Source organism: Rhizobacter sp. Root1221, from assembly GCF_001425785.1.
In the GTDB taxonomy this organism is placed as follows: domain Bacteria; phylum Pseudomonadota; class Gammaproteobacteria; order Burkholderiales; family Burkholderiaceae_C; genus Rhizobacter.
Genome location: NZ_LMDI01000002.1, coordinates 167,074 through 180,372 on the forward strand (window position 1 = coordinate 167,074; position 13,299 = coordinate 180,372).

Annotated in this window: 15 protein-coding genes; 6 read left to right on the top strand and 9 right to left on the bottom strand. The window is 69.3% G+C overall.

Annotated features, from left to right (window positions below; translation table 11 throughout):
- Nucleotides 1–70: 70 nt before the first annotated feature.
- The 9 genes from ASC87_RS02840 to pcaH form a co-directional block, all read right to left on the bottom strand.
- Complete coding sequence (locus ASC87_RS02840) at nt 71–811, bottom strand: hypothetical protein (protein ID WP_235582024.1); 741 nt, start codon at nt 809–811, stop codon at nt 71–73.
- A gap of 80 nt (nt 812–891) precedes the next feature.
- Nucleotides 892–1,137, bottom strand: coding sequence for a hypothetical protein (locus tag ASC87_RS02845; protein WP_056656320.1), 246 nt, complete (start codon nt 1,135–1,137; stop codon nt 892–894).
- 196 nt (nt 1,138–1,333) lie between these two features.
- Nucleotides 1,334–1,996 carry a LysE family translocator gene (locus tag ASC87_RS02850; protein ID WP_056656322.1) on the bottom strand — a complete coding sequence of 221 codons (663 nt, stop codon included), beginning with the start codon at nt 1,994–1,996 and terminating at the stop codon, nt 1,334–1,336.
- A 17-nt stretch (nt 1,997–2,013) separates the two neighbouring features.
- Nucleotides 2,014–2,652, bottom strand: coding sequence for a 3-oxoacid CoA-transferase subunit B (locus ASC87_RS02855; protein ID WP_056656324.1), 639 nt, complete (start codon nt 2,650–2,652; stop codon nt 2,014–2,016).
- A gap of 13 nt (nt 2,653–2,665) precedes the next feature.
- Nucleotides 2,666–3,361 (bottom strand): 3-oxoacid CoA-transferase subunit A, encoded by a 696-nt coding sequence (locus ASC87_RS02860; RefSeq protein ID WP_056656326.1) that lies wholly within the window; start codon nt 3,359–3,361, stop codon nt 2,666–2,668.
- Nucleotides 3,358–4,608, bottom strand: a complete 1,251-nt coding sequence (locus ASC87_RS02865) for an alpha/beta fold hydrolase (RefSeq protein ID WP_056656329.1) — start codon at nt 4,606–4,608, stop codon at nt 3,358–3,360. The genes ASC87_RS02860 and ASC87_RS02865 overlap by 4 nt, the downstream gene beginning before the upstream one ends.
- 17 nt (nt 4,609–4,625) lie before the next feature.
- Nucleotides 4,626–5,984: a lyase family protein gene (locus ASC87_RS02870; protein ID WP_056656331.1), complete on the bottom strand. Its 1,359-nt coding sequence runs from the start codon at nt 5,982–5,984 to the stop codon at nt 4,626–4,628.
- Nucleotides 5,984–6,490, bottom strand: a complete 507-nt coding sequence (locus ASC87_RS02875) for a hypothetical protein (protein WP_056656334.1) — start codon at nt 6,488–6,490, stop codon at nt 5,984–5,986. The genes ASC87_RS02870 and ASC87_RS02875 overlap by 1 nt, the downstream gene beginning before the upstream one ends.
- A gap of 16 nt (nt 6,491–6,506) precedes the next feature.
- Nucleotides 6,507–7,199 carry a protocatechuate 3,4-dioxygenase subunit beta gene (gene pcaH / locus ASC87_RS02880; RefSeq protein WP_056656443.1) on the bottom strand — a complete coding sequence of 231 codons (693 nt, stop codon included), beginning with the start codon at nt 7,197–7,199 and terminating at the stop codon, nt 6,507–6,509.
- 168 nt (nt 7,200–7,367) lie between these two features.
- On the opposite strand from pcaH, the gene ASC87_RS02885 reads away from it, so the two are divergent.
- The 6 genes from ASC87_RS02885 to ASC87_RS02910 all read left to right on the top strand — a co-directional run bounded on the left by ASC87_RS02885 (nt 7,368) and on the right by ASC87_RS02910 (nt 13,299).
- Nucleotides 7,368–8,174, top strand: a complete 807-nt coding sequence (locus ASC87_RS02885) for an IclR family transcriptional regulator C-terminal domain-containing protein (protein WP_056656337.1) — start codon at nt 7,368–7,370, stop codon at nt 8,172–8,174.
- Nucleotides 8,175–8,183: 9 nt separating this feature from the next.
- On the top strand, nt 8,184–9,380 hold the full coding sequence (gene pobA / locus ASC87_RS02890) for a 4-hydroxybenzoate 3-monooxygenase (protein WP_056656340.1): 1,197 nt from the start codon (nt 8,184–8,186) through the stop codon (nt 9,378–9,380).
- Nucleotides 9,381–9,479: 99 nt separating this feature from the next.
- On the top strand, nt 9,480–9,929 hold the full coding sequence (locus ASC87_RS02895; RefSeq protein WP_056656446.1) for an Hsp20/alpha crystallin family protein: 450 nt from the start codon (nt 9,480–9,482) through the stop codon (nt 9,927–9,929).
- Between the two features lie 28 nt (nt 9,930–9,957).
- The gene (locus tag ASC87_RS02900) at nt 9,958–10,356 is read left to right on the top strand and encodes an Hsp20/alpha crystallin family protein (protein WP_082568339.1); all 399 of its coding nucleotides are present in this window, start codon (nt 9,958–9,960) and stop codon (nt 10,354–10,356) included.
- Between the two features lie 95 nt (nt 10,357–10,451).
- Nucleotides 10,452–11,774 (top strand): histidine--tRNA ligase, encoded by a 1,323-nt coding sequence (gene hisS / locus ASC87_RS02905; RefSeq protein ID WP_056656342.1) that lies wholly within the window; start codon nt 10,452–10,454, stop codon nt 11,772–11,774.
- 85 nt (nt 11,775–11,859) lie between these two features.
- The gene (locus tag ASC87_RS02910) at nt 11,860–13,299 is read left to right on the top strand and encodes an Ig-like domain-containing protein (protein ID WP_056656345.1); all 1,440 of its coding nucleotides are present in this window, start codon (nt 11,860–11,862) and stop codon (nt 13,297–13,299) included.

A 13,299-nucleotide genomic window follows, 5' to 3' on the forward strand; every position in this document is an offset into this window, starting at 1 on the left:
GCGGATCGTAGCAAGGTTGTCGCTGATCAGCGACAGAAGTTGAGTGGGAAAGTTGGCGCTTTTCCGGAGATCAGAAGGTGGCAGGCCGGTGTTTTTTCGCCACGTCATACGAGGCGAACACGTCGGCCAGCGCCTTGGTTTCGGGCAGCACGTAGACCACCCCGCGGCGCTTGTCGAATGCGGGCTTCAGCACCGCGTCGAAAAACGCGGGCGGCACGTTGATGCAGCCGTAGGAGATGCGGTTGTCCTCGGGCGTGGGGGACGCCAGGCGTTCGTGCCGGCGCTCCTTCGGCTCGATGGCACGCAGGCGGTGCATGGACACGGCCGCGCCGTAGTCCACCCAGACCACGTCCTCGCCCTGGGCGTTGCGGCCGGGTTCGGCCACGAAACGGCCCGCCGGCGTGGTGCGTTCCTCGGGGCGCACCTCGGCGATGGGGCGCTGGCCAATGCCTGCGACCGAATCGTCGCCGGTGGCCGCGCCCAGCAGCACGGGGGTGGCCGCCTGCAGGCGGCCATCGGGGGCGAACACCCAGATGCGGGCGTCCTGCTTGTCGATGATCACGTAGCCCATGCCGCGGTTGTCACGCGAATCGGTGACCCAGTCCGCGATGTGGCGCACGGCGTCCGAGGGTGATTCAGCCTGGAAGTCCGCGAAACGTGGCGGGGCAGGCGGGGCGGCCAGGGCAGCCGCAGGAACTGCGGCCACCGGCGACGGCGCGGTGCGGACGCCGCTCATCGGCGGCAGCATCACCGAGACCACCGCGGCGCCGAGCACGATGCCCTGTTTGAGGCCGTCGAGGATGGGATGCATGGTCAGGTTCCCGAACGAGCCCGGCCCGGACCGCCGCACTGGGGCGGCCCGGGACGCGGGAAGTCACGGCACGAGCGCGATCAGTTGCGGTCGGCTTGCGGGGAGCGTTCGCTGTCCACCGTGGCCGCGGGTGCGGTGTCGGCTGGCATCGTGGACGTGGTGCTGTCCACCGGTTGAGCCGGCGTGGTGGTGGTGGTGTCGGCCGGGGTCACGGCCGGGCTTTGCGACATGCCGTCGTTGGTGGTGCTCTGGGCAGTGGCGTACCCGATGGTGCCGATGAGGGCGGCGGCAGCGGCAATGGCGGTCAAGGTCTTGGATGCAGTCATGTCGTATCTCCTGGTTCGGTGCCCGATGGCACGAAGGGTGGGACGAAGTCGACCGGCCATGAGGACCGGCTGCATTCACTTTAGGAGGCGTGCCGGGGTACGTCCGTCGGCCTCCGACGGCCTGTCACGTAGGACAAACCGACCCCTGCGGCGGGGGGATTCGGCCCCACATCGAGGGCGGTTTTGGCCTGGCGCGTCAGGGCGCGCCGTGGATCCCGGGGGGCACCGCGTCCACCGGCTTGCGCCACTCGAGCACCAGCTCGCGCACCGACCCGAGGGCCAGTGCGAGAAACGCCACCGCGCAGAGGCGGTACGTCAGGCGGGCCCACTGGTGGCCGAGGCGTTGGAACAGCGCGCCCACCGCCCAGGCGCAGAAGAAGGCCCAGACGACGGAGGCCACCATGAAACCGGCGAAGAACGTGGTGTAGTCAGCCGGGGTGGGGTCGCTGACACCCACCGCCCCCATCGCACTGCCCACGGCGGCCCAGTACGCGAGGTTCTGCGGGTTGGTGACCGACAGCATGACGCCGGCCCGCAGCGCGCGGGGCGAACCCGCGCTGCCATCGAGCGAAAACTCGCGGCTCGCCTGGCGCCAGGAATCGGCCGCGAGCCACACGAGGTACACGGCCCCGGCCACGCCGATGGGCCAGTGCAACCAGCGCAGCTTGAGCACGAGGCCCACGCCCAGCAGGCCCAGGATGGCCCACAGCGCGTCGCCGGTGAGGGACCCGATCTGCACGGCGAGTGCCGGGCGGAACCCGCCACGTGCGCCTTGGCGCACTGTCTCGGCGAAGACGGCGCCCGGTGCCGCATTGAACACGAGGCCGAGCAGGAAGGCGGAAGTGAACAGGGTCAACATGCCGCCAGCCTACACGATCAGCGCTGCAGCGGAACGCCGGTGCGGGCCTGCAGTTCGTCGAACGTCAGGCCTTCCACCATCTCGACGACCTTGGCCACCCCACCGGCCAGGTCGATCACGGCCAGGTCGGTGATCACGCGGCTCACGCAGGCGAGGCCGGTGACCGGGTAGGTGAGCGCCGGCACGAGCTTGCTGTCGCCACCCTTGGTCACGTGTTCCATCATCACCCAGGTGTTCTTGGCGCCGATGGCGAGGTCCATCGCCCCACCCACCGCAGGGATCGCGTCGGGGGCGCCGGTGTGCCAATTGGCGAGGTCGCCGTTGGCCGCCACCTGGAACGCCCCGAGCACGCACAGGTCGAGGTGGCCGCCGCGCATCATCGCGAAGCTGTCCGCGTGGTGGAAGAAGCAGCCACCGGGTTTGAGCGTGACGGGCTGCTTGCCGGCGTTGATGAGGTCGTAGTCCTCCTCGCCGGCGGCGGGTGCCGGGCCCATGCCCAGCACGCCGTTTTCGCTGTGCAGCAGCACTTCACGGTCGGCCGGCAGGTGGTTGGCCACGAGCGTGGGCAGGCCGATGCCGAGGTTCACGACCATGCCGTCGGCGATCTCGCGGGCGACACGTGCGGCCATCTGGTCGCGGGTCCATTTTGCAGTCATCGTGAGCTCCTGGTCAGGATTTGAACCCGCCGGCGGTTGTCACCGCGCGGTCGATCAGCACCACGCGCTTCACGTAGAGGCCGGGGGTGACGACGGTTTCGGGGTCGATCTCGCCGGGCTCCACCACCTTGTGCACCGTGGCGATGGTCAGCTTCGCGGCCGCGGCCATGATGGGGCCGAAGTTGCGGGCGGTCATGCGGTAGGTCAGGTTGCCGAGGCGGTCACCCACCTCGGCCTTGATCAGGGCCACGTCGGCGTGGATGGGGTACTCGAGCACGTAGTCGCGGCCGTCGATGGTGCGCGTTTCCTTGCCCTTGGCGAGGTCGGTGCCGTAGCCGGTGGGCGTGAAAAACGCCCCGATGCCGGCGCCGGCCGCGCGGATGCGTTCGGCGAGGTTGCCCTGGGGCACCAGTTCGAGTTCGAGCTGTCCGGCCCGGTACAGGCGGTCGAAGTGGTGCGAGTCGGCCTGCCGCGGGAAGCTGCAGATGATCTTGCGCACGCGGCCCGCCGCGAGCAGCGCGGCGAGGCCCGTGTCGCCGTTGCCGGCGTTGTTGTTGACGATCGTCAGGTCGCGTGCGCCCTGGGCGATCAGCGCGTCGGTCAGTTCGTTCGGCAGGCCGGCGGTGCCGAAGCCCCCCACCATCACGGTCGAACCGTCCTTGACGTCGGCCACCGCGGCAGCCAGCGAATCCATCAGCTTGTTGATCATGTCGGGACCTTCTCCAGGAAATCGAGCACCCGTGCGGCAAAGGCCGCAGGACGCTCCAGCACGCTCAGGTGCGATGCGCCGGCGAGCACCGCCAGCCCGGCGCCGGGAATGCCGCGCACGAGCGTTTCGCTCATCGCGACCGGCGTGCCCGGATCGATCTCGCCCGCGATGACGAGCGTGGGCACGGCGATGTTCGGCAAACGGGCCAGCGTGTCCAGCTGCTCGAGTGCCTGGCACGTGCCGATGTACCCGCCGGGATGGCACGACGCGACGCGGCGGCGCCAGCGGTCCACGGTGGCGGTGTTCGACAGCCGGAAGTCCTCGCCGAACCAGCGGGGCATGGCCATCTCGGCCACGGCCCCCATGCCCTTGGACCGCACCAGCTCGACACGCGCGACCCACGCGGCGCGGCCCGCCTCGTCGTACCCGGCGCAGCTGTTGGCGATCACGAGGGCCTTGACGAGCGTGGGGTGGCGCAACGCCAGTTCCTGGGCCACCATGCCGCCCATCGACAGGCCGACGAACACGACCGGCCCCGTGCCCAGTTCGGAGATCAACGCCGCGGCGTCATCGGCCAGGCCCGCCACCGTGTACGGGCCTTCGGGGCAATCGGACCGGCCGTGGCCACGGTGGTCGTACACGATCACGCGGCAGTCTTCGGCGAGGGTGTTGGCGAGCGTGTCCCACATCGACTGGTCGCAGCCGAGCGCATGGCTCAGCACGACGGTGTGGCGCGGCGCCCCCCCGTGGCGGGGCTCGCGCACGCTGTAGGCGATGGACGGCGACGCGGCGGTGCGCCCGGCCTTCCCGGCCCCAGGGTGCGACACCTCGGCCGCATCGGCTGCCGGCATCGCCACACCGGCCTCGCGCAGCACCTTCGCCGCATGCTGCAGCGCGGTGTTGGCGGCCGGCACGCCGGCGTACACCGCCGACTGCAGCAGCACTTCCTTCAGGTCGTCGGGCGAAAGCCGGCCCGGCACCCCTTCGGCGATGGCCGCGCGCACGTGCAACTCGAACTCCTCCCAGCGGCCCATCGCGCAGGTGATGGCCAGCACGATGATGCGGCGCGTGCGTTCGTCGAGACCCGGGCGGCCCCAGATGCCGTGCCACGCGTAGCGGGTGATGAAGTCCTGGAAGTCGGCCGTGAACGCGTTGGCGTTGGCCAGCGAGCGGTCCACCCAGGCGTCGCCGAGGATGGCGCGGCGGTTGCGCGTGCCGCGTTCGCGGTCGGGGTCGATGGTGTCCATGGGCGAGGGTTCCCTTCTCAGGCCGCGCGCAGCGCAGGCAGGCGTTCGTCGAACTGGCGGCGCGCGGCGGCCAGCGCCACCTGCGGGTCGAAGACACGTTTCACGGCGGCGGCGTCCACCGCCTTGCGCAAGGCGGGGTCGGCCTGCACGGCCGCCAGCATCAGGCCTTCCAGCGGGTGGCCGTCGCGGGCGGCGTCGCCGCTCAGTTGCTCCAGCAGCGTGTGGGCACCAGCCTTGCCCAGCGCCGGAGCCAGGAGCGCCGCGGCGGGTTCGGCGAACACGAGGCCGTGCAACGCGTCGATGTTGCGGCGCATGCGGTCGGGACGCACGTCGGGCGCCGCGAACACGTCGGCCAGCGCCAGCGCGGACGCATGCACACCGATGAACAGCCCCGGCCATTCGGCCAGTTCAGCCTGCCAGGTGCCCAGGCCGCGCTCGTGCTGCTGCCCCATCGCGCCCAGCAGGGCCGCGACACGGTGCGGAGTGCGCTGCGCGACCGCCAGGGCCACGAGGGCGCCCACCGGGTTGCGCTTGTGCGGCATGGCCGACGAACCGCCCCGCCCCGGCGCGGCGGGTTCGGACAGTTCGCCCACCTCCACCTGGGCCATCAGCGCGAGGTCGGTGCCGATCTTGCCGAGGCAGCCGGCCAGCACGCCGGCTTCCATGGCCACCCGCAGCCATTCATCGCGCTGGGTGTGCCAGGGCGACGCAGGCAGCGCGAGGCCCAACGCGTCGGCCATGTGGCGCGACACGGCCCCGGCGTGCAGGCCGAGCCCCGCCTGCGTGCCGATGGCCCCGCCAAGCTGCAACGCCAGGCCGCGCGACGCCGCGTCACGCAGGCGGGTGCGGCAGCGCACGAGGGGCGCGGTCCAGTTCAGCACCTTCAGGCCGAACGACGTGACCTGGGCCGGTTGCATCAGCGTGCGGGCGAGCATCGGGGTGTCGGCGTGCTGCTCAGCCAGGTCCAGCAGCGAGGCGATGAGGCGGGCCAGCACCGCATCGAGGGCATCGAGCGAACGGCGCGTGCACAGCGCCATCGCGGTGTCCTGCACGTCCTGGCTGGTGCTGCCCTTGTGCACCACCGCCGATGCCTCGGCGCTGTACAGCGACACCGTGTGGGTCAGTTCCTTCACGAGCGGAATGGCCAGGCTGCCGGCCCGGGTGCTGGCTGCGGCCAGCGCGTCGAGGTCGTACAGCTCGGCCTTGCACACGCTCGCGATGGCGCCCGCCGAGACCGCCGGGATCATGCCCGCCGCGGCCTGCGCGCGGGCCAGCGCCGCCTCGAAATCGAACATCGCCTGGATCAGTGCGATGTCGTCGAACGGGGCCGCGGCGTCCACCGGGGCCAGGAAGCGGTCGAAGAGCGGCAGGCTCATCAGCTGAAGTCGAAGAAGACGGTTTCAGCGGGGCCTTGCAGGTGCAGGTCCCACGTGTGTCCACCGCCGGCCGCGGGTTGCGCCAGCAGCGTGGCGCGGCGTTCTGCCGGCACCTGCTTCAAGAGCGGTGCGCTGGGGTCGTCGGCCAGGTACACGGCCGTGAACTGGTGTTTCAGCAGGCCGCGGGCAAACACCACCACGTAGCAGGCCGGCTCGTTGGCGATGCCGTGGTGTGGCAGCGCGAAGCCGAACGTGCCGTCGTCGGCCGTGTGCGTGCGGTACAGGCCCGGCAGGCCCGGCACGGCAGCGCCGGCTTCGGCACCGGGCACCCAGGCCTCGAGCACCGCGTCGCTGACGGGCACGCCGTCGCCGTCGAACACGCGGCCGGTGATCTGCACCGGGCGGGCGGCGTTGCCGGCGTCGAACGCCCAGCGCCAGCCTTCATGGGGAAACGGGCCGATGGTCTGGGACGACGTGATCGGCAGCGCGGGAGTGGGTTGGCTCATGGTCGGGCTCCTCGGGTCACAGGCCGAACGGCGTGGCATCGCGGCCGCGCAACACGATGTCGAAGACGAAACCGAGCATCTCGTCGCTCACCGTCTCGTCCATGCTGAACCGCGACACGAGCCGCTGGCGGGCCGCCGCGTCGGGCACGCTCTGGAAGATGGGGTCGAAGTCGAACAACGGGTCGTCCGGGAAGTACATCTGCGTGACCAGACGCTGCGCGAGCACGTTGCCGAACATCGAGAAGTGAATGTGCGCCGGGCGCCACGCCTTGCTGTGGTTGCCCCAAGGGTACGCCCCGGGCTTGATGGTGACAAACCGGTAGCGGCCTTCGCTGTCCGTCAGGAACTTGCCGAAGCCGAAGAAGTTGGGGTCGAGCGGCGCGTTGTGCTGGTCCTTCTTGTGCCAGTAGCGGCCGGCGGCATTGCACTGCCACACCTCGACCACCGAATCGCGCACCGGGCGGCCGTCTTCGTCGGTCACCCGGCCGGTGACCACGATCTTCTGGCCAAGCGGCGCGGCTTGGCCGCGGGTGGTCAGGTCGGCATCAGCGGGGGAAACCAGCGACGGCAGGAACCCGAGCGGCTGGGTGGTGGCCACCGGAGACGCCACACGCAGCGGGGCCAGGCGCGGGCCGCGTTTGGCGGTGGATTTGTACGGGGCGTGGAGCAGGTCGGGCCAGGTGCCCTCCGCGACGGGATCGAACTTCATCGGCATCTCCGAAAAAATGAGCCAGATGTGCGATTAACGAACAAAACAGCAAATCAGGCGCTTGAAGGGACCTAGCTTATCGACAACCATTGGGATTCAGCAAGCGACAAACCGCTGCTTGAAACGCAGATCGCCCACGTTGTGCGATTAGCGAACAAAGAGATCAACATGGCCGTGAACGACACCGAACCTGATTCGCCAGAAGGCGAGGCGCCCGACGCCCCGCTGAAGCGCGACCTGATCGCCGGCCTGGAAAAGGGCCTCGCGGTAATCGAGGCCTTCGACCAGGAGCGCCCGCGCCTGTCCATCACCGAGGTGGCCCAGCGCACCGGGCTCACCCGCGCGGCCGCCCGCCGCTACCTGCTGACGCTGAGCCACCTGGGTTACGTGGCGCAGGACCGCAAGCTCTTCGGCCTCACGCCGAAGGTGCTGCGCCTGGGGCAGAGCTACATGCACTCGGCCCGCCTGCCCCGGGTGATCCAGCCGCAGCTGCAGAAACTCGCCTACGCGCTGCAGGAGGCCAGCTCGGCCGGCGTGCTCGAACACGACGACGTGATCTCGGTGGCCGCGGCCAGCGCGGGGCGGGCCGTGTCCGCCACGCTGCAGCCCGGCACGCGGGTGCCCGCGCACTGCACCAGCAATGGCCGGGTGCTGGTGGCCGCGATGCCCGACGCCGAGATGGACGCGTGGCTGCAGCGCCAGCGCCTCGAAGCGCTCACACCCCACACCGTGATCCACCCCGAGCGGCTGCGCCTGGAGATGCTCCGCACGCGCGCCAACGGCTACGCCGCGGTGGACCAGGAGCTCGAGCTCGGCCTGCGCACGATCGCCGTGCCGCTGCGCAACTTCCGTGGCGAAACCGTCGCGGCCATGAACATCAGCGTGCACGCGAGCCGCATGCGGATGGACCAGCTCGTGGACCAGTGCCTGCCGGCGCTGCTGCACGCCCAGGAACAACTCCGAACCCTGATCTGAAGCACCACCATGGCGACAACCCTTCCCCACCGCACGCAGGTCGTGATCATCGGCGCCGGCCCCTCGGGCCTGCTGCTCGGCCAGTTGCTGCACCGCGCCGGCATCGACAACGTCATCATCGAGCGGCAGAGCGCCGACTACGTGTCGTCGCGCATCCGCGCCGGCATCCTGGAGCAGACCACCGTGGACCTGCTGGACCAGGCTGGCGTGGGCGACCGCATGCACCACGACGGGCTGCCCCACGACGGCTACGACCTGTGTTTCGGCGGTGAACGCCACCGCATCGACCTGGTGGGCCTCACCGGGGGCAAGCGCGTGATGGTGTACGGGCAGACCGAAGTCACCCGCGACCTGATGGCGGCCCGCGCCCAGGCCGGCCTGCTGACGCTGTACGAGACGCCGGACGCCTCGCTGCACGGGTTCGACGGCACGTCGCCATCGGTGCGGTTCACGCACCAGGGCCGGCCCGCCGAGATCACCTGCGACTTCATCGCCGGCTGCGACGGTTACCACGGGGTGTCGCGCGCGAGCGTGCCGGCGTCGGCCGTCACCACGTACGAGAAGGTCTACCCGTTCGGCTGGCTCGGTGTGCTGGCCGATGTGCCGCCGGTAGCCCACGAACTGATCTATGCGAACCACCCGCGCGGCTTTGCCCTGGCGAGCATGCGCTCGGCCACGCGCAGCCGCTACTACGTCCAGTGTTCGCTGGAGGACAAGGTCGAAAAGTGGTCGGACGACGCGTTCTGGGATGAGCTGCGCCGCCGCCTGGACCCGGCCGCCGCCGAAGCGCTGGTCACCGGCCCATCCATCGAGAAGAGCATCGCCCCGCTGCGCAGCTTCGTGGCCGAACCCATGCGCTTCGGCCGGCTGTTCCTGGCCGGCGACGCGGCACACATCGTGCCGCCCACCGGCGCGAAGGGCCTCAACCTGGCGGCCAGCGACGTGTCGTACCTGTCGCGGGCGCTGATCGAACACTTCACCGAACGCAGCAACGCGGGCATCGATCACTACTCCGACACGTGCCTGCGCCGCGTCTGGCGCGCGTCGCGCTTCTCGTGGTGGTTCACGTCGCTGATGCACCGCTTCCCGGACGGCGGTGACATCGGCGCCAAGCTGCAGGAGGCCGAACTCGGGTACCTGGTGGGCTCGCACGCCGCGTCCACCGTCATGGCCGAGAACTACGTGGGGCTGCCGCTGGAATGCTGAAGCGCCCCTTGAAACGCATGCGCGCCGCCTCCAATATCAAGACATGACGGGCCGCGGCATCCCGCCGCGGGCGTCCTGATCCGCGAAAGGAGGATGTTCATGTACGACTCTCTGTTTGATTTCCCAGGCACGTTGTTCGGCGAACTCGAACGCCTTCAACGCCTCTTCGACGACCCGACCGGCTCCGGCCGCGCCGCCAGCATCCGCTCGGTGGCACCCGGCGCCTTCCCGGCGGTGAACGTGGGCAACACACCCACGAGCGTCGAGGTCTATGCCTTCGCCCCGGGCATCGACCCGGCCAAGCTCAACCTCACGCTGGACCGCGGCGTGCTCACGCTGGCCGGTGAACGCGACGTGGCCGCACCCGACCGCAGCGGCAACGGGTACGCGTACTCACGCGAGCGCCCCACGGGCCGCTTCCGCCGGACCGTCAGCCTGCCCGACGACATCGACCCGTCGCGTGTCGATGCGCACTACCAGGACGGCGTGCTTCGCGTGAGCATTTCCCGCCGCGCCGAGGCCCAGCCCCAGCGCATCGCGATCCAGTGACCGGACACCCAGGAAAGGAGCACACACCATGAGCAACACCGAAGTGCGAACCCGCGACACGAAGACCCCGGCGACGACCCAGGCCACGCCCGACACGCGCGTGCTGGTGCCCCGTGTCGACGTGATCGAGGACGATGCGGGCATCACGCTGCTCGCCGACGTGCCGGGTGTCCCGAAGGACCAGCTGGAACTGCGGGTCGAAGGCGACACCCTGACCTTCGAAGGCACCATCACCCCGCTGACGCCTGGCCAGCTCGAACCGGTCTACGCCGAGGTGCGCGTGCCGAGGTACCGCCGTGCGTTCACGCTGAGCCGGGAACTCGACGCGAGCCAGATCACCGCCAACCTGAAGGACGGCGTGCTGAACCTGCGCATTCCGAAACAGCCCCACGCCCAACCGCGGCGCATCGAGATCCGCGCGAGCTGAAGGACCCGCTGCCGCCGGACCGCACAGCCCGGCGGCAGCGGAGGCGTCGTTGTCTGCTGATAACATCCCACGCCTTCCCGCCAGACCCGCGCCCCATGTCCAAGCCGACCTCCCCCGCCCCGTACAAGCCCGAGCCCATCACCGGCTACACCGAATGGCTGCCGGAGGCTCGCCTCGTCGAACAGCAGTGGATGGACCACATCCGCAAGGTGTTCGAAAGCTACGGCTTCTGCAACATCGAGACGCCGGCGGTGGAGGAAATCGAGGTGCTGTCGGCCAAGGGCGGTGACACCGAGAAGGAAATCTACGCACTGCGCCGCCTGTACGACTCGCCGCAGGACGCCGAACCGCGTGTGGCGCTGCACTACGACCTGACCGTGCCCATGGCCCGCTACGTGGCCCAGCACTACAACGACCTCGTGTTCCCGTTCAAGCGCTACCAGATGCAGAAGGTGTGGCGCGGCGAGCGCCCGCAGGAAGGCCGCTTCCGCGAATTCCTGCAGTGCGACATCGACGTGATCGACAACGAGGACGTGTCGAAGAGCTTCGACGCCGAGCTGCCCATCATCGTCTACGAGGTGCTGCAGGGCCTCGGCGTGGGCCCGTTCTCGATCAACGTCAACAACCGCAAGATCCTGCAGGGCTTCTACCAGGGCCTCGGCATCGAGAAGATCACCGAGGCCATCCGCATCGCCGACAAATTCGACAAGATCGGCGCCGACGGCGTGCGCAAGTCGCTCGTCGACCAGCTGCAGCTGCCCGAGGACGTGGCGGCCAAGTGCGTGGCCCTCGCGCAGATCCGCACCAGCGACCTGGGCTTCGTGGAACAGGTGCGTGCGCTCGGCGTGCAGTCCGAATTGCTCGACGAGGGCATCGAGGAACTGCGCTTCGTGATCGACCACATGAAGGACATCCCGGCCGGCCGCATCTGGGCCGACCTGTCCATTGCCCGCGGCCTCGACTACTACACGGGCACCGTGTACGAAGGCAAGCTGCTCGACTACCCCGGCTACCCGAGCGTGTGTTCCGGCGGCCGCTACGAGAACCTCGTGGGCTCGTACCTGCGCAAGAAGCTGCCGGGCGTGGGCATGTCCATCGGCCTCACCCGCATCTTTGCCAAGCTGCTGAAGGACGGCAAGCTGCCCGTGGGCCCGAAGTCCACCACGCAGCTGCTGGTGGCCTTCCCGCAGGGCGCCAACCGCGACGACGTGCGCCGCGTGGCCGCCCACTTCCGCAGCCGCGGCGTGCGCGTCGAGGCGTACCACGAGGACAAGAAGACGCCGAAACAGCTGCAGTACGCGTCCCGCAAGGGCATCCCGTACGTGCTGTTCCCCGGCGCGGACGGTGCGCCGCACCAAGTCAAGACGATGGCCACGGGCGAGCAGGCCGAGGTGCCGGCCGACTGGCTGCCGGGCTGACCGCCGCTCGCAAGCCGGCCTGGCGCCGGCCTCGAATCTACCTCCGTTCACTACAATCTCTCCCATAACGACTGGGGAGAGAGTCTTGGTTTCGAAGAAGAGTGCCGCGGCGCTGCGCGCCGGGGTGCGCGCGGGTGCGTTCGCGTTGCTGGCGGTCGCCGCTGGTTGTGGCGGTGGTGGTGGATCCGAGGCCGACACCGCCTCCCCACAGACCATCGAGAATGCGGACTACTACCCGCTGCAGGTGGGTGACCGAAGGTCCTACCGGACAAGCTACGCGGGAGGAGACTTCGGCGACTCCACCGTCTACTTCGCCGAAATCGTGACGGGCACGCGCGATGTCGATGGCGCTACGCATTTCGTGGTGCACACGGAGGACTTCTTTCCGCGCAACGCCTTGATGACCGCCGGCGCAACCTTGGTGCAGGTGCGCAGTTCGACCAACCCGACCGCGTGGCACAGGGACCTGCTGCGATTCCCTGCCACGCTGGGTGTACCCTTCATCCAGGAGGAAGAGCCCTATTCCGTGCTCGATCGGGACGGTGATGGCACCTATGACACGAGCATCACGCGGTACGTGACCACCCCCATCGACCTGTCGACGTTGCAGACGCCGGCCGGTCGCTTCGAACGCACCTTGCACGTGCGTACGGACACCATCATGACCATCCTCCGGTCTTCTGATGGTGCAACGCAGACGGAGGCCACGTGGTCTGTCGACCACTGGTACGCGCCTGGCGTGGGTGTGGTGCGGACCCTTCGGACCTCGGACGACGGCCAGACGACGACCGAACTGTTGACCTCGCAGCCGGCGGCTCAACCGCGTCGAGATGCGGCGGCGCCCACACTGCTGGCCATCACGCCAGCCGCTGGCACCACCACGCACCGCGGCACCTCGCTGCAGCTGACGTTCGACGAACCCGTCTCGGCGTACAGCGTCCGCGGTGCCGTGACCGTCACGGACAGCCGGGGCGAGCGCAACGACCTCTTCGGAGTTTCCTCCGACAAGACGGGCCGCCGGGTGGTGCTCTACCCGATGGCTTGGCCGGGCGGCACGTACACCGTCCACATCGCACCTGGAATCACCGATCTGACCGGCAACACCATGGGTGCACACCCGGACCATACCTTCGTGGTGGATGACACCGTGCCGGCGGCGATCCACGCGATGCCGCCCCCGCAAGCCGAGAACGTGACCCAGTACAACGGCGTGCTGACAACCGAATTCAGCCTCAGGATGGACCCGGCCACGTTCAACGCCATCACCCTACGCGAAGGCAGCGTGGCGACGCCCGCCACTGTCAAACTGGAGTACGGCAAGCTGACGGTCACGCCGGCCACGCCGCTGAAACCGCGTACCCGCTACACCGTGGACCTCACCGGCCTCAAAGGCGAGGACGGCGTGCCATTGGCCAACCCGGTGGACTGGACATTCGTGACCGGCACCACCGTCATCGTCAAACCGCCGGGGGGCACGTCGCCCGAGCCATTGGCGAATTCCGACCCTGGAATCCGCCCCAAATAA